This window comes from Rhizobium herbae (assembly GCF_019511375.1).
In the GTDB taxonomy this organism is placed as follows: domain Bacteria; phylum Pseudomonadota; class Alphaproteobacteria; order Rhizobiales; family Rhizobiaceae; genus Pararhizobium; species Pararhizobium herbae_A.
In genome coordinates, this window is sequence record NZ_JAEUAO010000002.1 from 90,603 (window position 1) to 110,353 (window position 19,751).

Here is a 19,751-nt window from a genome sequence, read left to right on the forward strand (position 1 = left end):
TTCAACTCCTTGCGCGGAACCGTATCCGGTGCGCTCCCGACGCGAATGCGGGTATGGCGCGGCGTTTGCACAGCGCGCACCATCGAGCGCCGCACGTTCGCAGTGCACCGCAGCTTCTCGCAGGTTTCTCAGTTTGCGTCCGCCTTCGCGACGCGGCGCGTTGCGTCATCGAGGGCATTGCTGGCCTGCACGCCGTCCTGCTTTAAACCGCGCGCGGTGTTGCCGCATGCGGCAAGCGTTAATAACGACAGGCAGGCAACGGCGATCACGACTTTCGACATGGTTCTCCTCCCGTGACTTCGGCAATGAGAGAAAGATGATGCGCGGCGCGGAGAAATCAATTCGGTAGACCCGAAAAACTGGCATTCTTCCCGACGCCTTCAGAAACAGCGACTCCCCGGCGCCGGAAAATAAACTCTGCGGATCTTCGGTCCCGGATTTATAAAAGCCAAACGAAAACAGCGATCATCGCAAAATAAAAATAATAAAACTTGACTGCGCACTCCCGATAACCTATCTGAGCCTTGGTCGATATTTGTTAGATGACTTTGGTTTTTGCGACATTGAGCGCAATCGGACGAACTTTCCTTCAGATTCGAACATCAAGCCTCGCTGTAATATCTACGGCTTGGTTCACTATAATTTGCTAGAGAAAGGGATCGTTATGGCCACTGGCACTGTAAAATGGTTTAATTCCACCAAGGGCTTCGGCTTCATTCAGCCGGACGACGGCAGCCAGGACGTTTTTGTCCACATTTCGGCTGTCGAACGCGCTGGAATGCGCAGCCTCAACGACGGTCAGAAGATCAGCTTCGAGCTGGTTCGTGACCGCAAGTCCGGCAAGATGTCGGCAGACGGCCTCCAGGCTGCCTGATACCAATCTGGCGCGTTTATCCGCGCCGGAGAAATGCGCTTCCGCGGTTGACCACGGATGTACTGGCAGGTGTGTCGAAGCGCGTTGTGAAAGGTCGGGTTTTCCCGGCCTTTTTTGTCTTTGTGAGTGGCGCATCCGCCTCCAGAAATCGGCCACGACCTTCAAATCGCCGTATCCGCATTGAAACTTCCCTGGACACCAGGAGCAATGCGATGAAAACCATCCCTACTTCCCTGATGACCGCGGCCATGCTGACCGTTTTCTGCATCAGTGCAACGGCGCAGGACAAGACCGCCTATGTCGATGACCGTTCCGATGGGCCGGCGCTGATCCGCTCGCTCTACAATGCGATCAATCGCAAGGAATATGCGCGCGCCTACAGCTATTTCGCCGACCGGAAACCGTTCGCCGACTACCGGTCCTTTGTTCAGGGCTATGCAAAGACGGTGGGTGTCCAGGTGATCACCGGCACGGTAACGCCAGAAGGTGCGGCGGGAAGCATCTACGCGCCAGTGCCGGTCGCGATCAAATCGACGGAAGAGGATGGCAAGGAACGCATTTTCGCCGGCTGCTACGTCACCCGCATCGCCAACGCCGCGATCCAGGAGCCGCCCTTCGCACCGCTGCATATCGAGAGCGCCGAACTGGAGGAGGTCGATGGGCCCCTGGAGAAGGCGTTGCCGAAGGTTTGCTATCCGCCCTCGTGAAAGGAGGCTATTCGTCCCGCTTGCGCCCGCTGCCTGCCTGTCTGCCGGCGAGGAATTGCGAATGCTCGAAAACGATCACCACGAGGAGCGCGAAGAAAAAGGGCACGATCAGGTAGAACAGCCGGAAAATGGCAAGTGCGGCCAGAACACCCGCCGGATCCATTTCCGGCAGGCCGGCAATGAAGACCAGTTCCAGCACGCCAAGCCCGCCGGGCGCATGCGACAATAGTGCGGCCGAAAAGGAGGCGAGGAAGACACCGAGAATCACCATGTAGCCCGGATTTCCGGCTTCCGGCAGCGCGAAGTAGATGATGGCCGCGGCAGCGATCAGCTCGACGGGCGCGATCAGCAATTGCCGCAGCGCCAGCGAAGGCTTCGGGTATTCCAGTTGAAACCAGCGGGTTTTCAATGGCTGGAAGCCGACGAGGCTGCCGACGACGTAAAGCGTGATCAGCGCCAGAATGATCAGCCCCGTCGAGAGCGACGCACCGATCGGCAGGAAGGCGGCAAAGCGGGCGGTGATCTCCGGCTCGATCAACAGCACGATGGCGGCCAGCATCAAGGTTCCGAGCAGGAAGGTGAAGGAGCAGAAGGCGACGAGGACACCGGTTTCGCCGACGGAAAGCCCCTTAGAGCCATAGGCGCGATAACGCACCACCGCGCCGGAAAAAACCGATGCGCCTACCGTGTGCGACAGCGCATAGGCAGTGAAGGAGCAGATGGTGATGAACCACAGCGAAATCCTGTGACCGAGATGCTCCAGCGCCAGGTGATCATAAGCCGCCAAAGCGGCATAGGCGGCAAGGGTTGCGCAGCCGGCCAGCATCCACCCCTTGAGGGACACAGCTTTGAGGCTTTCGACGAAATCATGTGCCGAAAGGCCATGCAGTTCGTGATAGAGGCCGTAGACCGAAAACAGAATCGCGGCCAGCCCTATGACCGGCCAGGCGAATTTACGCACCAGGTTCATGAGCCAGGAATTCTTGAAGGCTGCAGGCAAGACATCATCCTGACGATGAGTACACCGCCAGCCAAACGGGTCAAGGGTGCTAACCGTTAACAACAGCCCTTGTGGCGCGCGGAAGCAATACGGCAGCGCACCCCGATGACAGCCATCAGCCGGCGAGCGCGGCGAGAATCCGAATCCACGAGCGGATACCTTTGTGGAAGGACTGCAGCTCGTATTTCTCGTTCGGCGAATGGATGCGGTCGTCCGAGAGGCCAAAGCCGACCAGCAGCGATTCCATTCCGAGCATCTTCTGGAAATCGCCGACGATCGGGATCGATCCGCCCATGCCGATCAACACGGCCGGTTTCGGCCATTCGTCGGACAGGGCAGATTTCGCCGCGTTCAGGAGAGCCGAATCGTAAGGAAGCTGGATTGCCGGCGAGCCGCCATGCTCGTGGAATTCGACAGAGCAATCGCCAGGGATTTTCGACGCCACATAGGAACGGAAGGCGGCCCGGATCCTGTCGGGGTTCTGGGTGCCGACAAGCCGGAACGAAACCTTGGCGGACGCCTGCGCCGCGATCACCGTCTTGAAGCCTTCACCGGTGTAGCCGCCCCAGATGCCGTTGACCTCGGCCGTCGGCCGGGCCCAGGTCAGTTCCATCACCGAACGGCCCTTTTCGCCGGATGGAATGGCAAGACCGATCTCGCCGAGGAATTTTTCGGTCGACATACCAAGCGTTTCCCAGGCCGCCTTGATCTCAGACGGCGTTTCCTCGACGCCATCGTAGAAACCGTCGAGCGTGACGCGGCCGGTCTCGTCGTGAAGGCCGGCAAGAATATTGGCGAGGATATGGATCGGATTGGCCGCAGCGCCGCCGAAATAGCCGGAATGCAGATCGCGGTCGGCCGCGGTGATGACGATCTCCTCGCCCACCAGGCCACGCAATCCGGCCGCGATGGCCGGCGTGTCGCGGTCCCACATGTTGGTATCGCAGACCAGCGCATAGTCCGCCTTCAACTCAGCCGCATTGGCTTCCAGGAAGGGCTTCAGCGATGGTGAGCCGGATTCCTCCTCGCCTTCAAACAGGATCGTGACTTCGCAGGGTAGCGAACCGTTGATGTCCTTATAGGCGCGGCAGGCTTCGACGAAGGTCATCAACTGGCCCTTGTCGTCGGCCGTTCCGCGGCCGGTGATGACCTTGCGGCCCCCGTCCAGTTCCTTGATCGACGGCTCGAAAGGCGCCGTGTCCCATAGATTGAGCGGATCGACCGGCTGGACGTCGTAATGGCCGTAGAACAGCACATGCGGGGCGCCGGCCTTGCCGGCTGCGTGGTGGGCAACCACCATCGGATGACCGGGCGTATCGCGCAGCGAGGCGTCGAAACCGAGGCCTGTCAGTTCGGCCACAAGCCATTCCGCCGCCTTGCGGCATTCCGCCTTGTAGGCCGGGTCGGTGGAGATCGACTGGATTCGCACCAGTTCGAAAAGCCGCTCCAGGCTCTGGGGGAGATTATCGTCCGCGCGGGTGAGAATGTTGGCCGTGTCTGTCATGTCCGAATCCTTGTTGTGCGGGCGAAACCTAGACAAAGATCGCAGCGGCTTTAAGCAAAATATTTTGATCGTCCGATCATGGCTGGCGACGGGGCCGATTTCTCAATCGCGCGCGCCATTGGCGATCGCCATGCGCATATATTCCAGCATCAGCTCCCGTTCGAAGTGCCGAAAGCCGGAGAAAAGCGACTGGTCCGCGGCAATCGCTGCCGCCTTGGCTTCCGCCTCCATCGCCCGCGCCTTGTCGGTCAGGAAAATCTGCTGGGCGCGTTTGTCGGTCGGGTGCTTCTTGCGGAGGATCAGCCCGTCGCGTTCCATCCGCGCAAGCGTATTGGCCATCGTCGCCTGCTCGATGTCGAGGCGATCGAGTAGCTGCTTCTGGGTGAGGCCCTCTTCGCTCCAGAGTTCCAGAAGAACGGGAAACTGGCCGGGTGCGAAGCCGAGCTTCTGGCCCCTCTGCTGCAAGGCACGCGAGAAGCTTTTTGCCAGGAGGCTCGCCAGGTATGTCGCCGAATCCATGCGGTCGAAGGCCATGGATATGGGTACCTCTCACCAAACTGGAACACAAGTTACATTGCAGGCGATGCACTCCGGCGGGAGTGCCGTTCACAAGGATGCGACGGCTCCCGTACACAAACAAAAACCGCCATGGCGGAGGCGGGGCCACGGCGGTCTTGTCAGAATTCGGACAAAGGCCCGGAGAGGGGGGATAGGCCTTTGTCCTAACATCTGGCTTCGGCGGGGGACAGGCCTTGCGCCAGACGACGGCGTGTTCAATTTGCCGTTGCCCATGATTTGTGGTGTGAAATGTGGCTTTTCAAGGGAGACTTGCGTCGAGACGACATTACAAATTGGTAACGTCTCCGTGAGGGCCCTCAATTTTTCCCCCGGCGATAAAATTCCTCGTGTTCCGGAATGAAATATGGACGCCCAACGCGGCTCACGCTATCCCTTGTCGCCATGAAAAAAGGTGATCATCTCTTCCTCGTCGACGGCTCCGGGTTCATTTTCCGGGCGTTCCATGCCATTCCGCCACTCAACCGCAAGTCGGATGGCCTGCCGGTCAATGCCGTTTCCGGTTTCTGCAACATGCTGTGGAAGCTGCTGACCGATGCGCGCGATACCTCCGTCGGGGTGACGCCGACCCATTTCGCGGTGATTTTCGACTATTCCTCGAAGACGTTCCGCAACGCGCTCTACGAGCAGTACAAGGCGAACCGCACGGCTCCGCCCGAAGACCTGATCCCGCAATTCGGCCTGATCCGGCAGGCGACGCGCGCCTTCAACCTTCCGTGCATCGAGAAGGAAGGCTTCGAGGCCGATGACCTGATCGCCACCTATGCGCGAATGGCGGAGGCAGCAGGCGCCGGCGTCACCATCATATCGTCCGACAAGGACCTGATGCAGCTCGTTACGCCGAACGTGTCGATGTATGACAGCATGAAGGACAAGCAGATCTCGATTCCCGACGTGATCGAGAAATGGGGCGTGCCGCCGGAGAAGATGATCGACCTGCAGGCGATGACCGGCGATTCGACCGACAATGTGCCCGGCATCCCCGGCATCGGCCCGAAAACGGCGGCGCAGCTTCTGGAGGAATTCGGCGACCTCGACACGCTGCTTGCCCGCGCCGGCGAGATCAAGCAGCAGAAGCGCCGCGAGAACATCCTCGCCAATGCCGAGCTTGCCCGGCTGTCGCGCCAGCTGGTCATGCTGAAAACCGACACGCCGATCGACGTTCCGCTCGAGGACTTCCAACTTCACACACAGGACGGGCCAAAGCTCATTTCCTTCCTCAAGGCGATGGAATTCACGTCTTTGACCCGTCGCGTCGCCGCCGCGACTGAAACGGATGCGGATGCGGTAGAGGCCGCAATCGTGCCTATCGAATGGGGCGCGGCGGCCCACGGACCCGATCTCGACAAGGGCGAGCTCTCGCCACCCCCGCCGCCGTCCGAACTGTCGTCGGCAACATCGCCGGCGCGCGGGAGCGCCGCCGAAGCCGCAACCACCCTTGCTGCCGTCAAGACGGCCGAGCCGGCCGCAACACCGCAAACCCTTGCCCAAGCGCGCGCCGAAGCCTTTGCCGCGGCAAAGATCGACCGCAGCACCTATGTGACAATCCGGGATATCGCCACGCTCGACGCGTGGATCGCCATGGCGCGCGAGAGCGGCATCGTCGCCTTCGATACCGAGACGACATCGCTCGACGCCATGCAGGCCGAACTGGTCGGCTTTTCGCTGGCAATCCCCGACAACAGCAAGAACCCGACCGGCACCGATATCCGCGCCGCCTATGTGCCAATTCTTCACAAGACGGGCGGCCACGATCTTTTCAGCGACGGCGTGAAGCTGGCGCCGGACCAGATCCCGGCCGCTCTTGCCCTCGAACGGCTGAAGGACCTGCTGGAGGATCCGTCGGTCCTGAAGGTGGCGCAGAACCTCAAATACGACTACCTGGTGGCACGCCGCCACGGCATGACCATTACCAGCTTCGACGATACGATGCTGATGTCCTACGTGGCTGACGCGGGTGCGGGTGCCCACGGGATGGATACGCTGTCGGAAAAATGGCTCGGCCACCAGCCGATTCCCTACAAGGATGTCGCCGGCAGCGGCAAATCCGTGCTTGGCTTCGACTATGTGGATATCGACAAGGCCACCGCCTACGCCGCGGAAGACGCAGACGTGACGCTGCGGTTGTGGCAGGTGCTGAAACCGCGCCTTGCAGCGAAGAACCTCAACACGGTCTATGAGCGGCTGGAGCGGCCGCTGGTCCCGGTTTTGGCGCAAATGGAAGAGCGCGGCATCACCATCGACCGGCAGATCCTGTCGCGCCTTTCGGGCGAACTGGCGCAAGGTGCGGCCGGCCTCGAACACGAAATCTACGCCATTGTCGGCGAGAGCTTCAACATCGGCTCGCCGAAGCAGCTCGGCGATATCCTGTTCGGCCGCCTCGGCCTGCCCGGCGGCGCGAAGACCAAGACTGGCCAATGGTCGACGTCGGCCTCGGTGCTCGAGGACCTGGCCGCCGAGGGGCACGAACTGCCGCGCAAGATCGTCGACTGGCGGCAACTGACCAAGCTCAAATCCACCTATACCGATGCGCTTCCCGGCTTCGTACATCCAGAGACCAAGCGCGTGCACACGTCCTATGCGCTGGCCGCCACCACCACGGGCCGGCTCTCGTCGTCCGATCCCAACCTGCAGAACATTCCGGTGCGTACCGCCGAAGGCCGCAAGATCCGCACCGCCTTCATTTCGACGCCTGGGCATAAACTGGTTTCGGCCGACTACAGCCAGATCGAGCTGCGGGTGCTTGCCCATGTCGCGGAAATCCCGCAGTTGAAGCAGGCTTTTTCCGACGGCATCGACATTCACGCTATGACCGCCTCGGAAATGTTCGGCGTGCCGGTAGAGGGCATGCCGGGCGAAATCCGCCGCCGCGCCAAGGCGATCAATTTCGGCATCATCTACGGCATCTCGGCTTTCGGCCTGGCCAACCAGCTTTCGATAGAGCGCTCGGAGGCAGGCGATTACATCAAGAAATACTTCGAGCGCTTCCCCGGCATCCGCGACTACATGGAGAGCACCAAGGCGTTTGCCCGCGAGAACGGCTATGTCGAGACCATTTTCGGCCGCCGCGCCCACTATCCGGACATCCGCTCCTCCAATCCCTCGCACCGCGCCTTCAACGAGCGCGCGGCAATCAACGCCCCGATCCAGGGCTCCGCCGCCGACATCATTCGCCGGGCAATGATCAAGATGGAGCCGGCGCTGGAAAAGGCCGGCCTCTCTCAGCGCGTGCGCATGCTGCTGCAGGTGCATGACGAACTGATCTTCGAGGTCGAAGATGGCGATGTCGAAACCTCGATCCCGCTGATCGTCTCGGTCATGGAGAACGCCGCGATGCCGGCGCTCAACATGAAGGTGCCGCTCAAGGTCGATGCCCGCGCCGCGCATAACTGGGACGAGGCCCACTGAGGACCGATCGCGGCGTCCGACGCATCTTGGCGCTGGACTCTCGATCGCGCAACGCGCCCCAAAATCGAACGCGCGAGAATCCTCTCATGGCCTGACAGGTTCGCGCCCGCTATTCTTGCATTTTCGACCACCGGATCGATCATCGACCCGCCCGCCCCTCAAGATGAGGGAAACGGAACTGCCGCCCCGGCGAAACGATTGCCGCCGTGACTGTCCGGCGATACCGGCGTGTAATTCCGGGCGGAACTGACCTTGATTCTTCCAAACGGTTGCAGTGGGAGAGCAAAGATGACCGGCCTCTCATAGAGAAATATTGAGCGTCTGCTCGCGCACGATGTAGGCCTTTTGCCTGTCGGTGATGTAGTCGCGGACGATCGGCGCGGCGTCACGCGACCGCGACAATTGCATGTGGAAGACCATCTGGCTGCCGGTGCGGAACATCATCTCGGCACTGATCAGATAGAATTCCCACATGCGGGCAAACCGCTCGTCATACATCTCGATGACCTTGTCGCGGTTCTTCTCGAAGCGGTCGCCCCAGTGCTTGAGCGTCGTCGCATAGTGGATGCGCAGGATTTCGAGATCCGTCACCCACAGGCTGTTCTTCTCCACCACCTCGAACACTTCCGACAGGGCGGGCGAGTAGGCGCCGGGGAAGATGTATTTGCGCAGCCAGGCGCTGGCCATGCCGGGCGGGCTCATATGACCGATGGAATGCAGCACCGCGAGGCCGTCATCCGGCATCAGCGCATTCAGCTTCTTGAAGAACTCGTCATAGTGATGCACGCCGACATGTTCGAACATGCCGACGGAAACGATGCGGTCGAAGGGTTCGTTGACGTCCCGGTAGTCACGCAGCTCGAAGCGCACCCGGCCATCGAGCCCGGCATCCTTGGCGCGCTGCGTCGCCAGCGCCTGCTGCTCCTTCGACAGCGTCACGCCAAGCACCTCGACGGCCTCGAGCTGGGCGAGATAGAGCGCCAGGTCTCCCCAGCCGCAGCCGATGTCGAGCACCTTCATGCCGGGGCGAAGGCAGAGCTTGGCGGCAAGCAGCCTGAGCTTGTTGCGCTGTGCCTGTTCCAGCGTTTCTTGCGGTTCGCGGAAATAGGCGCAGGAATAGAGCATGTGCTCGTCGAGGAAGAGCTTGTAGAACTCGTTGCCGAGATCGTAGTGATGGGCGACGTTGCGCTGCGCCTCGCCCTTGACGTTCGATTGCTGGCGCTTGCGAAAGCGCATCTTGATCGCCCGCAACGCCTTCTGGATCGGGTAGGAGCCGAGCGCCAGCCGGTTGATCGAAAACAGCGTCAGGAAATCACGCAGGCTCGAGCCGTCCTCGAACCGCAGCGTCCCATCCATATAGGCCTCGCCGGCGGCAAGTTCCGAGTTGAACACAAGAGTGCGGTAAAGCTTCGGATCCGTCAGCCGCATGGTTACTTCGGGACCGGGCTCGCCCGAAAAGACATGCGGCTGCCCGTTTGCGTCTATGACCGTCAGCTTGCCCTTGCGAATGAAGGATTTCATCATATGCGACAGTGGAAACATGCACACCTCGGTGGATAAAGCAGCTCGGTACGCGCCACTCTATCACCGGGTTTGCAAAATGCGCGGCCCAAATTCGCAAATATTCAACGGCCTGAAGCGGTCGCTCCGGCGCTTGCGGCAACGACGAGAACAGTGCCGGCGATCTGCAGCGCCGTCATCGGCTGGCTGAGCACGACAAAGCCCGCAAGGGCGCCGATGGCCGGTTCCAGGCTCATCAGGATGCCGAAGGACGAGGTGCTCATCCGCCGCAGGGCGATCATTTCCAGCGCATAAGGGATCAGCGGCACAAGGAGGGCGAGACCCGCAACAGCAACGACGCCCTCGACCGTCAGGCGCGAGACTTCCAGAAGCCCGAATGGCGTGGCGACGATGGCGGCCACGATCAGCGACATGGAAAGACCCTGCAGGCCCTCGAACGCATTCCCCGCCTTCTTCATCAGGATGATGTAGAGCCCCCAGCCGGTGGCGGCGCCAAAGGCAAAGAGTATGCCGGTGGGATCGCCGACCCAGCTATGCCCGTCATGGGCGAGGAAAAGCACGCCGGCGCCGGCGATCAGCGGCCAGACAAGCCGCCAGCCGAGGCCGAAGGCAAAGGTTGCGACGGCCAGCGGTCCGAGAAAATCGATGGCGACGGCAAGGCCGAGCGGGATGCGCTCGATCGCCGCGAAGAAACACAGCGTCATCCCCGCCATGGATGCGCCGAGCAGCCCGGCCGTCTGCCATTGTGCCCGCGAATAGCGCAGGATCGGCGGACGCACGACAATGGCCAGCAGTGCTGCGGCCCAGATCAGCCGCAGCCAGGTGGTGCCGAACGGGCCATAGGCGGCGATTGCCGATGCCGAAAACGCCGAGCCGAACTGCACGCTCGACATCGACAGAAGGCACAAGACGCCGCCAGTCAGCGCGGCGCTTGTCCCCGTCGTCAAGGGTGCCGCCACCGGCATCGCCGTCTCGTTGCCATAGGCCGGTGTGGCCGTCCGCTGATCCAAGTCCTCGTCCTCCAGGTTGCTGTCGTTTGTTGGCGTCGGCTCTAATGGAGGCTGGCGCAACCGGCAAATTCATATTTGTGGAGCTTAGCTTCACCGCATTTGATGCTCGCCAGTGACGACCGGAACATAATCGCTGCAGGATCGTTATCGTCGCACTGCAACCTTAAGCGAGGGAACCCACATGGATGTCAACGGTGTAGGATGGATCGCGGCCATCGTCATCGGCGGTCTTGCCGGATGGCTCGCAGAACAGTTCATGAAATCCGAAATGGGCATGTTCATGAACATCATTCTGGGGATTATCGGCGCCGTCGTCCTCAACGCCATTCTGGCGTTTGCGGGAATAGGTTTCACCGGCTGGCTCGCCTATCTGGTCATCGGCTTCGTCGGCGCTTGCCTGCTGATCGCGGCCGGACGCGCCGTGCGAAGGTAGGTCACCGAGGAGAGCGACGATGCTGACATTCGCAGCCGAGGGCAGCGGCCAGGGCAGGCTGGAAATCAACGGCCATTCCGAGCCGGTTTCCTACGAGTTGATCGTGGCGCGCGAAGAAGATCAGAGCAGCCAGGTGCGCATTCGCTTGAATGCTCCGCGCGACTGGCTGCTGAAGCAGGGTTTCACCGGCGATGCGGTTCTGGTGCGCAGCAACGGTTCGCGCATCGCGGTGCGGCGTGACGGTGTGCTTGATGCGCATTCCAGCGTGTGCGTCACGCTCGAAGGCTATGACGACACGCTGAGCGACCTCGGCGAGGTTTCCGAGGCCTATCCGGAATTGAAACACTGAAAGCTTGCGGCGGACACGGAAACGGGCGCGGTCCGAGGCCGCGCCCGTTTTCATGGCCGCGGTTAAGAAGGCTCAGTCCTTGGCGCGCTCGACGTAGGACGCGTCTTCCGTCAGGATGACGACGCGAGTGCCGACGCCGATATGCGGAGGGACCATGGTACGAACGCCATTCGACAGGATCGCCGGCTTGTAGGACGAGGATGCCGTCTGGCCCTTGACGACCGGCTCGGTCTCGACGATTTCGAGCGTCATGCGGGTCGGCAGCTCGATTGCCAGGGCAACGCCTTCGAACATCTTCAGTTGCACCGCCATGCCTTCCTGCAGGTAGGCCTTGTCGTCGCCGATGACGTCGGGGGCAACGGCAACCTGATCGTAGGTTTCCGGGTTCATGAAGTGGAAGCCTTCGCCGTCTTCATAGAGGAACGTGTGCTCGCGGTCTTCGACGAAGGCGCGCTCCACCTGCTCGGTCGTGCGCCAGCGCTCGGAGACCTTCACGCCATCGGAGATACGGCGCATGTCGACCTGGGTGACCGGCGTTCCCTTGCCCGGATGAAAGTTCTGGGCGGTCAGAACGGCGTAAAGCTTGCCGTCCACTTCGAGAACATTGCCCTTGCGGACTGAAGAGGCGATTACCTTGACCATAAGTCTTCCTTGTAACTGAGCTTGATGCGTCGTAGAGGAGCGCACGAAACATGCGCGTCAAAGACGCCAGAATGCGTTTTCGGGCCGCACCTATCCTATATTTGTGCAAATTGCCAGTGCGACGGCAGGGTCCGCCCGAAGAAACCGCCGAATTGCGCGAAAGATCGACTACTCGAGAAATCTGGATACAGGAACTCATGCCCGCTGCCTCCCCCTGGTGGACGCCCGATGTCCATGCCGATCGCCGAGGTTTCCTCCTCGGCCGCAACCGGATTCAGGCCGCTCTGCGCGCCTACTTCGCAGCCAGGGATTTCATCGAAGTGGATACCGCGACGCTGCAGGTGTCGCCTGGCAACGAGGCGCATCTGCATGCCTTTGCGACGCAGGCTGTCAATCATGATGGCAGCCGGGTGCCGCTCTATCTGCACACCTCGCCGGAATTCGCCTGCAAGAAACTTTTGGCCGCCGGCGAGCAGCGCATCGCCTGTTTCGCCCATGTCTATCGCAATCGCGAGCGCGGGCCGCTGCATCATCCGGAATTCACCATGCTCGAATGGTATCGCGCCGGCGAAAGCTACGAGGTGCTGATGCGCGATTGCGCCGATATCCTTGGGCTTGCCGCCGAGACCGCGCAGGCGAAGCAGTTGGCGTATCGCGGCGCCGCGGCCGATCCCTATCTGGAACCGGAGCGGATCACCGTCGCCGAAGCCTTCGAGCGTTTCGCCGGCATCGATCTCATCGCCTCGATCGATCGCAGTGGTGAAACCGACCGGGAGCGTCTGGCGGAAAGTCTCCGCAGCGCCGGTCTGCGCGTCGCCCGGGACGATACCTGGGCTGATCTCTTCAGCCGGGTGATCGTCGACAAGGTCGAGCCCAATCTCGGTTTCGGCCGCGCTACGATCCTTTACGAGTATCCGGTCGCCGAAGCCGCCCTTGCGCGCCCGACGCCGCATGACGCGCGCGTGGCGGAGCGGTTTGAGCTCTACGCCTGCGGCGTCGAGCTCGCCAATGCCTTCGGTGAACTGACGGATGCCGCCGAGCAGCGCCGCCGCTTCACCATGGAGATGGCCGAGAAGAGCCGTGTCTACGGCGAAACCTATCCGCTGGACGAGGATTTCCTCAAGGCGCTCGACATTATGCCGGAGGCAAGCGGCAGCGCGCTCGGATTCGACCGGCTGGTGATGCTGGCGACGGGGGCGGCGCGGATCGATCAGGTCATCTGGGCGCCCGTGGCCGAAACCAGCGACCGAAGAGGGGGCCGGTCGTGACCATCATAGGCGCTTTGAAGACGATCGATGATCTCGAAGAGGCGGGCCTGATCGCCGGCAGCCGCAACGCGCAGCTGTCGGACGTTGCCGCCCGCTACGCTATCGCCGTGACCCCCGCCATGGCGGCACTGATCGACCCCGGCGACCCGAACGATCCGATCGCCCACCAGTTCATTCCCGACGCGGCCGAGCTTGTCCGCCTGCCGCAAGAGCGCGCCGATCCGATCGGCGACACAGCGCACAGCCCCGTCGAGGGTATCGTCCATCGCTACCCGGACCGCGTGCTCTTGAAGGCCGTGCATGTCTGCCCGGTCTATTGCCGCTTCTGTTTCCGCCGCGAAATGGTCGGGCCGCAGGGGCTCGGCACACTTGCATCGCAGGCGATGGACAGAGCCTTCGCCTATATCGCCGATCATCCGGAAATATGGGAAGTGATCCTCACCGGCGGAGATCCGCTAGTGCTGTCGCCGCGACGGCTGGCCTCGGTCATGGAACGGCTGGCAGCGATCGATCACGTGAAGATCGTGCGCTTCCACACCCGCGTGCCGGTCGTCGAGCCGGAGCGCGTCGATGCGGCGATGATCGCCGCCCTGAAAGCAAGCGGCAAGACCGCCTATCTTGCGTTGCATGCCAACCACCCGCGCGAACTGACGATGGATGCCCGTGCCGCCTGCGCCCGGCTGGTCGATGCCGGCATCGTGATGGTCAGCCAATCGGTGCTGCTGAAAGGCGTCAACGATGATCCCGACACGCTCGCCGCGCTGATGCAGGCCTTCGTCGAAAACAGGATCAAGCCCTATTACCTGCACCATCCCGATCTCGCGCCCGGCACCAGCCATTTCCGCCTGACGATCGAGGAGGGGCAGGCGCTGGTCGCATCGCTGCGCGGCCGCGTCTCCGGGCTCTGCCAGCCGGCCTATGTCCTCGATATCCCCGGGGGTCACGGCAAGACGCTCATCAGCGCCTCGACGATCGCGGACAATGGTGGCGGTTGCTATACTGTCGCGGATTTCCAGGGCGAGACGCACGCCTATCCGCCTGTCGCGGCGGACTAAGCAGGTTTCGGAAAAGTCCCGGGGTTTGCCAAACCTGCTTAGAGGCGAATTTTCCCGAACAGGGCGCTCAGCTCGGATTGCCGGCTGGTTCCTGTTTTCTGGAAGATCGCGCGGATATGGCTTCTGACTGTTTCGTAGCCGGTCGTATGCCGGGCGGCGATATCGACGGCGCTCAGGCCGCTGGCGACGAGTAGCGATATCCTCGCCTCGGCGGGCGTCAGGTCGAACAGCGCCATCAGCGTTTCCGGCTTCAGCCGAATGTCCTCGTCGGGATCCTCGATCAGCGCGACGGCACAGGAATGGGAAAACACGTCGGAGAGATTGGGCCCGAACCGTTCGAAACGAACGATCAGCGGTCGTTTTCCGGGGCGTGAGAGACGCACCGCAGACAGGCTTTCAGCGGTGTCTCCGTTTGCCTGGATGGCGATCTTGAGTTCGCGGTTGAAGCGCGCGGTTTCGCTCGCAAGGCAGGTCCGCACCACGCCTCGCGAAATGCGCAATCCCCCGGTAAACAGGGCGTCTGCTTTCCGATTGGTCAGCGTGACGAGACCTTTGCGATTGAAGAAGATGCAGGCGATGCTGGATGTCTCGAAGGCTGCCGCCATGCCCATCACCTTGCTGGCGTCGATATGCCTGGCGAGCTGCATGGCTGTGAGCAGCCGTGATCGAATGGCGTGGAAATGCGGTGTGTCTTCCGGAGGCGGAGACGCTTCCGTCGCCTTGTTTTGCAGGACGAAATAGAGCTCGTCAGTGCCTGAGGAGATATCCATGAGCACGGAATCGCGGATTCCGTATCCTCTCAGGAATCGATAGTATTCGTGCTGCTCGAAGTGTTGCGTGGAGATGAAGTTTCTTTCCAGCACGACGCCTGATTGGTGGATTTGCGGCAGCAGCTGGGCGCGAAAATCCCGCGTGTTCCATTCTTCCCGCATATAGCCGTCGAGAAGATCGCCGAGACTCTCGGTGCATAACGCCGCGCCAAAGGCGCCGCGACCGGTCGGTTCCATGATATTGGCGCCTACTGCGCCCGTCGCATTGCTGATGGCCTCCACGGTGTCCAGCCAGCGCGACGGCTCGAAAACCGCCGCCTGGACGTGATCGAGGGCCTGTGCGAGTGCTCCGGCGTTAACGCGCATTTGTATCTGCTCACGTTCGCAATAACCAAATTTAGGTTTGGATTGCTCCGTGCGTCAATGGCGAAGGATAGGGTTTTTCTCGCGCCTGCGAGCCAATTTTGGTGCAGTGCACCGCCGCCAGACGGTCAACACAAAAAACCCGGCCACCGCGCGGTGACCGGCTGATTTGCAATTCAAAAGCCGGATCAGCTTTCCCTGATCGGCGCGATCGAGATTTCGACGCGGCGGTTCTGCGCCCGCCCGGCTTCGCTCGCATTCGAGGCGACGGGACGGTCAGGGCCATAGCCCACTGCCGACATGCGCCGCTGGTCGACGCCGCGCGAGCCGAGATAGTTGGCGACCGAAATGGCGCGCCGCTCGGAAAGGCCCTGGTTGTGGCTGGCGCTGCCGGTCGAATCCGTATGGCCGTCCACATCGATCAGCGTCTTGTTGAACTTGCGCAAGACGATCGCCACCGAGTCCAGCGTCGAATAGAAGCCGGGGTTCACTTGGTCCTGGTCGGTAGCAAAGGTGATGTTCGAGGGCATGTTGAGGATGATGCGGTCGCCGGCGCGCGTCACGGAAACGCCGGTGCCCTGCAACTGGGCGCGCAGTTCGGATTCCTGGCTGTCCATGTAGTTGCCGATCAGGCCGCCGCCGAGCGCACCGATACCGGCGCCGACAAGGGCCGCGTCACGGCGGCCGGCAGCACTTCCGCCGACCAGAAGGCCGGTCGCGGCGCCGAGGCCCGCGCCGATCAGCGCGCCGCCGGCGGTGTTCGACATCTTTTGCTGGCCCGTATACGGATCGGTGGTGGTGCAACCGGAAAGATAGACAGCGGCGATGGCCAGTACGGCAAATTTCTTGATCATGGAATCAGGGGTCCCCAATGGTGTTGTCTGTTTCATACTACTGATTGCGGCAGGAAGATGAAGAGCAAGGGTTCATCAGGGATCAAATCCGTTGGGTAAGGCGCGGGAAGGCCGCTGACAGCGCTCCCGCTTCCCTGGTGGCTATTCCGTCAGGTTGATCTCTTCCGTGCTGCCGCCCTGGCACGTGTAGCAGCAATCGCTGCAGGTCTCGGCATTGTCAGGGCCGGTGCCCCAATAGGTCGTCTTGTCGCCGGAAACCCAGGCGCCGTAGCAGATCTTCTCGCCTTCGTCGCAAGCGAGCGGAATCTGCTTGGTTTCGCCGTCGTCCAGCAGATAGACCTGATTGTTGCCCGGCCAGACATGATCGCGGTCCTGGCTGTAAAGCTCGACTTCGACGGCATTCGGATGGCTGTTCATCATCTGGAAGGTTACGTCGGCGGCAGAGGCGGCGCAGACGCCGCCCAAAAGCACGACTATGGAAAGCGCGGCAAGACCCGCGCGTTGACGAATGGTTTTCATGAATCCCCTCTGAATTGTGGGCCGTGCGGCCAAAATTCAGCTAGCATGAATATAACAACTGCGAAACGGTCGACTGGGGCCGGCGACGCAGATTTTTCGACACCATTTTTGGGAACAAGTAAAGGTGGAATAAGCGACGAATTTCGCCTTTAAGATGCGAGGTCAACCCTTGCTAAGGACTTGTAGAAAAAGGTCGATCCGCAGAAGCTGCCATCGGGCATCAGCGCATATTGCGGGATGACGCCGACGCGCTGCCAGCCGAATTTTTCATAAATCGATTCGGCCGGGCTGCCGGTTGCCGTGTCGAGCACGAGCACATGCCGCCCATGGCTGGCCGCCTCACTTTCGGCGGCTTCCATCAGCAATCGCGAAAGCCCATGGCCGCGCGCCTTCCGGTGCACGAGCAGTTTCTTCAGGTCGGCGCGATGCGGCTGGTTCGGCATCGTGCCGATGCCGAGCTGCACCGTGCCGAGGATATCGCCATCTCTTTCCGCCACGATCAGCAGCGTCTGTCCCTCGCTCACGGCGCGGCCGACGCCCTCCCAATAGGGCATGGCGTCGGCAGGCGAATATGGCGACATGAACCCGACGGACGCACCGCCCTCGACGCAGTCCGAGAGAACCTCGGCCAGCGCCGGCAAGGCAGCAGCAATTTCAGACGGGGCAAGGGTGCGGATCGAGATCTGGGGCATGGGCTAGACTTTGCTGCGGTTGAGAATGACGGCGTAGCGGGCCGGCGAGCCATGCGGATTGTGAAAGATGTGGGCTTCGGCAAGGCGCATGAACAGGCAGTCGCCCGCCTCCAGCATATGGGTTTCCTCACCGGCGGTCATGGTGAGCCTTCCCTCGAAAAGCCACAGATGCTGGGTCCAGCCGGGATCGAGCTGTTGCTGCTCGAACACCACGCGGGCGCCCGGCGGGAACTCGACCTCGACGATATCGACGGGCGAGCCGGTGCCGTCCGGCGAAACCGAGCGACGCAGGTAACCCGTGTCCGGATCACGCCAGACGCGCTGCTCTGCGCGCCGCAGAAGCGGCCTTCCTTCCGGCTGTTCGCCGGCGAAGAAGCGCGAAAGCGTCGTCTCGAGCGCACTGCAAAGCCGGGCAAGCAGCTGCGCGGTGGGGCTCGCCTCGCCGCGCTCGATGCGCGAGATCATGGCCCGGCTGACACCTGAGCGGCCGGCGAGCTCGTCGAGTGTCAGGGATAGCTGAAGGCGCAGCGTTTTCATCCGCGCGCCGATATCTGTTTCAAACGTGCCCGAAGTTGATTCCATGATAGGAGAATTAAATGATCCTATAGTGGAGTCAACTAGAAACTGAAAGACCTCGTTGAGGCTAATCGCATAACCCGCTTTCCCCATCCGCCGGAAATCGCCTACTCATGCCGTCGGAAACAGGAAACCGGGACTGCGTAATGCTCACGTTCAAGACTTCTACCGGGGTGGTCAATGTCGATACCTGGGGCTATCAGTTGCAGGGCTTGGGCGGCGACCCGCAAAGCCTCGACCTGCTCGTCTCCGCCACCCATGATCTGCTCGTCATCGATTCCTCTCGCGACGGCACGAACAGCGGGCGCTTCACCGCAGACGAAGTGACCCGCATGAAGGATGGCATGGGCGGCCGGTCCGTGGTCGTGTCGTATATCTCCATCGGCGAGGCATCCGATTTCCGCGACTACTGGGACAAGGACTGGACCACCACGGGCAGAGCCACCGGCAAACTGACCGACGAGGCGCCGGACTGGCTTGGACCTGTCAATCCCGACTGGCCGGAATCGCGCAAGGTGCGGTACTGGGATCCGGACTGGCAGAATACCATGTTCAACGACCAGAAGAGCGGCGATCTCGACGCCATCGTCAAGGCCGGGTTCGATGCGGCCTATCTCGACATCATCGACGCCTATTATTTCTGGGGCGCCGAAGTCTCCAGGGGTGATCGCCACGCCGGTGATCCGGTCAACCAGAAACAGGCCGCACAGCGCATGGTCGATTTCGTCGTCGCCCTGACGGAACATGCCCGTAAAACCAATCCGGATTTTTTCGTCATCCCCCAGAATGGCGCGTGGATCCTCAATGACCTGGGCAACGACAGCGCGCGCAAGCAGGCCTATCTCGATGTCATCGGCGGCATCGCCGTCGAAGATCTTTATTATCGCGGCGACAAGGACGAGAACAATCCACTGAGGCCCGACGAAGAGACGATCGCAATCCTGAAGCGCGACTTTGTCGACAAGGGCATACCGGTCTTTGTTGTGGATTATATCAGTGGCAGCGCGCGCGTCGACGCGTTCAACAAGATGGTCCTGGCAGACGGGTTCATTCCGTTTGCCGCCCCCGAGCGCGATCTCGACAGGCTGGTCGGCACTCATGATGGCGACCCGGCCTATATACGGCCCACTGCGCAGGCGGACACCCTGCGCGGCTCAAAGCTCGCCGACAAGATCGGCGGTCTGGGCGGTGACGACAAGATTGCCGGTCGTGAAGGCAACGACACGATTTCCGGCGGAGCCGGGAACGACAAGCTCTATGGCGGAGCGGGAAAAGACACGCTCAGCGGCGGGAGCGGCAAGGATCAATTCGTCTTCGACACCAGGTTCGCCGCCGGCAATATCGATAGGGTGGTCGATTTCAGCGTTGCCGACGATCGGCTTCTCCTGGACCATGACGTTTTTTCCAGGCTGCCGGTCGGCGCGCTCAAAGCCTCGGCCTTCGTCATCGGTACGAAGGCGGCCGATGCTGGCGATCGCGTAATATACGACAGCCGGACCGGCGAACTTCTCTACGACGCCGATGGCGTGGGCAACGGTGCGGCGATCCAGATCGCGCGGCTCGACAGCCACCTCAAACTGACAGCCGACGATTTCCTGATCTTCTGAGGCCCGCCACCTGGTTGATCGCG

The 19,751-nt window shown here is 61.5% G+C and carries 20 protein-coding genes; 8 read left to right on the forward strand and 12 right to left on the reverse strand.

What is annotated here, in order from left to right; all coding sequences use genetic code 11:
- Positions 1-128 precede the first annotated feature (128 nt).
- Complete coding sequence (locus JNB71_RS07635; RefSeq protein WP_220371257.1) at positions 129-281, reverse strand: entericidin; 153 nt, start codon at positions 279-281, stop codon at positions 129-131.
- 383 nt (positions 282-664) lie between these two features.
- On the opposite strand from JNB71_RS07635, the gene JNB71_RS07640 reads away from it, so the two are divergent.
- Positions 665-874, forward strand: a complete 210-nt coding sequence (locus JNB71_RS07640) for a cold-shock protein (protein WP_220371258.1) — start codon at positions 665-667, stop codon at positions 872-874.
- Between the two features lie 212 nt (positions 875-1,086).
- Entirely contained in the window at positions 1,087-1,581 is a 495-nt protein-coding gene (locus JNB71_RS07645) for a hypothetical protein (RefSeq protein ID WP_220371259.1), read from the forward strand.
- 7 nt (positions 1,582-1,588) lie between these two features.
- Here JNB71_RS07645 and JNB71_RS07650 read toward each other — a convergent pair whose 3' ends face one another.
- The 3 genes from JNB71_RS07650 to JNB71_RS07660 form a co-directional block, all read right to left on the reverse strand.
- On the reverse strand, positions 1,589-2,551 hold the full coding sequence (locus tag JNB71_RS07650) for a lysylphosphatidylglycerol synthase transmembrane domain-containing protein (RefSeq protein WP_220372205.1): 963 nt from the start codon (positions 2,549-2,551) through the stop codon (positions 1,589-1,591).
- A gap of 145 nt (positions 2,552-2,696) precedes the next feature.
- Positions 2,697-4,121 (reverse strand): M20/M25/M40 family metallo-hydrolase, encoded by a 1,425-nt coding sequence (locus JNB71_RS07655; protein WP_262927094.1) that lies wholly within the window; start codon positions 4,119-4,121, stop codon positions 2,697-2,699.
- Between the two features lie 66 nt (positions 4,122-4,187).
- Positions 4,188-4,619, reverse strand: coding sequence for a MarR family winged helix-turn-helix transcriptional regulator (locus tag JNB71_RS07660; RefSeq protein WP_220371261.1), 432 nt, complete (start codon positions 4,617-4,619; stop codon positions 4,188-4,190).
- Positions 4,620-5,045: 426 nt separating this feature from the next.
- On the opposite strand from JNB71_RS07660, the gene polA reads away from it, so the two are divergent.
- Entirely contained in the window at positions 5,046-8,069 is a 3,024-nt protein-coding gene (gene polA, locus JNB71_RS07665; protein ID WP_220371262.1) for a DNA polymerase I, read from the forward strand.
- A gap of 300 nt (positions 8,070-8,369) precedes the next feature.
- Here the strand turns inward: polA and JNB71_RS07670 are convergent, their stop codons facing one another.
- Positions 8,370-9,611: an SAM-dependent methyltransferase gene (locus JNB71_RS07670; RefSeq protein WP_220371263.1), complete on the reverse strand. Its 1,242-nt coding sequence runs from the start codon at positions 9,609-9,611 to the stop codon at positions 8,370-8,372.
- 83 nt (positions 9,612-9,694) lie between these two features.
- Positions 9,695-10,555, reverse strand: a complete 861-nt coding sequence (locus JNB71_RS07675; RefSeq protein ID WP_223215825.1) for an EamA family transporter — start codon at positions 10,553-10,555, stop codon at positions 9,695-9,697.
- 226 nt (positions 10,556-10,781) lie between these two features.
- On the opposite strand from JNB71_RS07675, the gene JNB71_RS07680 reads away from it, so the two are divergent.
- Positions 10,782-11,033, forward strand: a complete 252-nt coding sequence (locus JNB71_RS07680) for a GlsB/YeaQ/YmgE family stress response membrane protein (protein ID WP_220371265.1) — start codon at positions 10,782-10,784, stop codon at positions 11,031-11,033.
- Between the two features lie 19 nt (positions 11,034-11,052).
- A complete protein-coding gene (locus tag JNB71_RS07685; protein ID WP_220371266.1) occupies positions 11,053-11,382 on the forward strand; it encodes a hypothetical protein in 330 nt (109 codons plus the stop codon).
- 72 nt (positions 11,383-11,454) lie between these two features.
- On the opposite strand, the gene efp is transcribed toward JNB71_RS07685, so the two are convergent.
- A complete protein-coding gene (efp, locus tag JNB71_RS07690) occupies positions 11,455-12,024 on the reverse strand; it encodes an elongation factor P (protein WP_220371267.1) in 570 nt (189 codons plus the stop codon).
- Between the two features lie 197 nt (positions 12,025-12,221).
- Between efp and epmA the strand changes: the two genes are divergently transcribed.
- Complete coding sequence (gene epmA, locus JNB71_RS07695) at positions 12,222-13,292, forward strand: EF-P lysine aminoacylase EpmA (protein ID WP_220371268.1); 1,071 nt, start codon at positions 12,222-12,224, stop codon at positions 13,290-13,292.
- On the forward strand, positions 13,289-14,347 hold the full coding sequence (locus JNB71_RS07700; RefSeq protein WP_220371269.1) for a lysine-2,3-aminomutase-like protein: 1,059 nt from the start codon (positions 13,289-13,291) through the stop codon (positions 14,345-14,347). Before epmA ends, JNB71_RS07700 begins: the two co-directional genes overlap by 4 nt.
- Positions 14,348-14,385: 38 nt before the next feature.
- Here the strand turns inward: JNB71_RS07700 and JNB71_RS07705 are convergent, their stop codons facing one another.
- From JNB71_RS07705 to JNB71_RS07725, 5 genes are all read right to left on the reverse strand, one after another.
- On the reverse strand, positions 14,386-15,483 hold the full coding sequence (locus tag JNB71_RS07705; protein ID WP_220371270.1) for a helix-turn-helix transcriptional regulator: 1,098 nt from the start codon (positions 15,481-15,483) through the stop codon (positions 14,386-14,388).
- 185 nt (positions 15,484-15,668) lie between these two features.
- Positions 15,669-16,334: an OmpA family protein gene (locus JNB71_RS07710; RefSeq protein WP_220371271.1), complete on the reverse strand. Its 666-nt coding sequence runs from the start codon at positions 16,332-16,334 to the stop codon at positions 15,669-15,671.
- Between the two features lie 141 nt (positions 16,335-16,475).
- Positions 16,476-16,853, reverse strand: a complete 378-nt coding sequence (locus tag JNB71_RS07715; RefSeq protein ID WP_220371272.1) for a hypothetical protein — start codon at positions 16,851-16,853, stop codon at positions 16,476-16,478.
- A 149-nt stretch (positions 16,854-17,002) separates the two neighbouring features.
- Positions 17,003-17,545: a GNAT family N-acetyltransferase gene (locus tag JNB71_RS07720; protein ID WP_220371273.1), complete on the reverse strand. Its 543-nt coding sequence runs from the start codon at positions 17,543-17,545 to the stop codon at positions 17,003-17,005.
- Positions 17,546-17,548: 3 nt separating this feature from the next.
- On the reverse strand, positions 17,549-18,082 hold the full coding sequence (locus JNB71_RS07725; protein WP_431028393.1) for a helix-turn-helix domain-containing protein: 534 nt from the start codon (positions 18,080-18,082) through the stop codon (positions 17,549-17,551).
- 185 nt (positions 18,083-18,267) lie between these two features.
- Here JNB71_RS07725 and JNB71_RS07730 point away from each other — a divergent pair, with 185 nt between their 5' ends.
- Positions 18,268-19,728 carry an MJ1477/TM1410 family putative glycoside hydrolase gene (locus JNB71_RS07730; protein WP_220371275.1) on the forward strand — a complete coding sequence of 487 codons (1,461 nt, stop codon included), beginning with the start codon at positions 18,268-18,270 and terminating at the stop codon, positions 19,726-19,728.
- Positions 19,729-19,751: the final 23 nt, after the last annotated feature.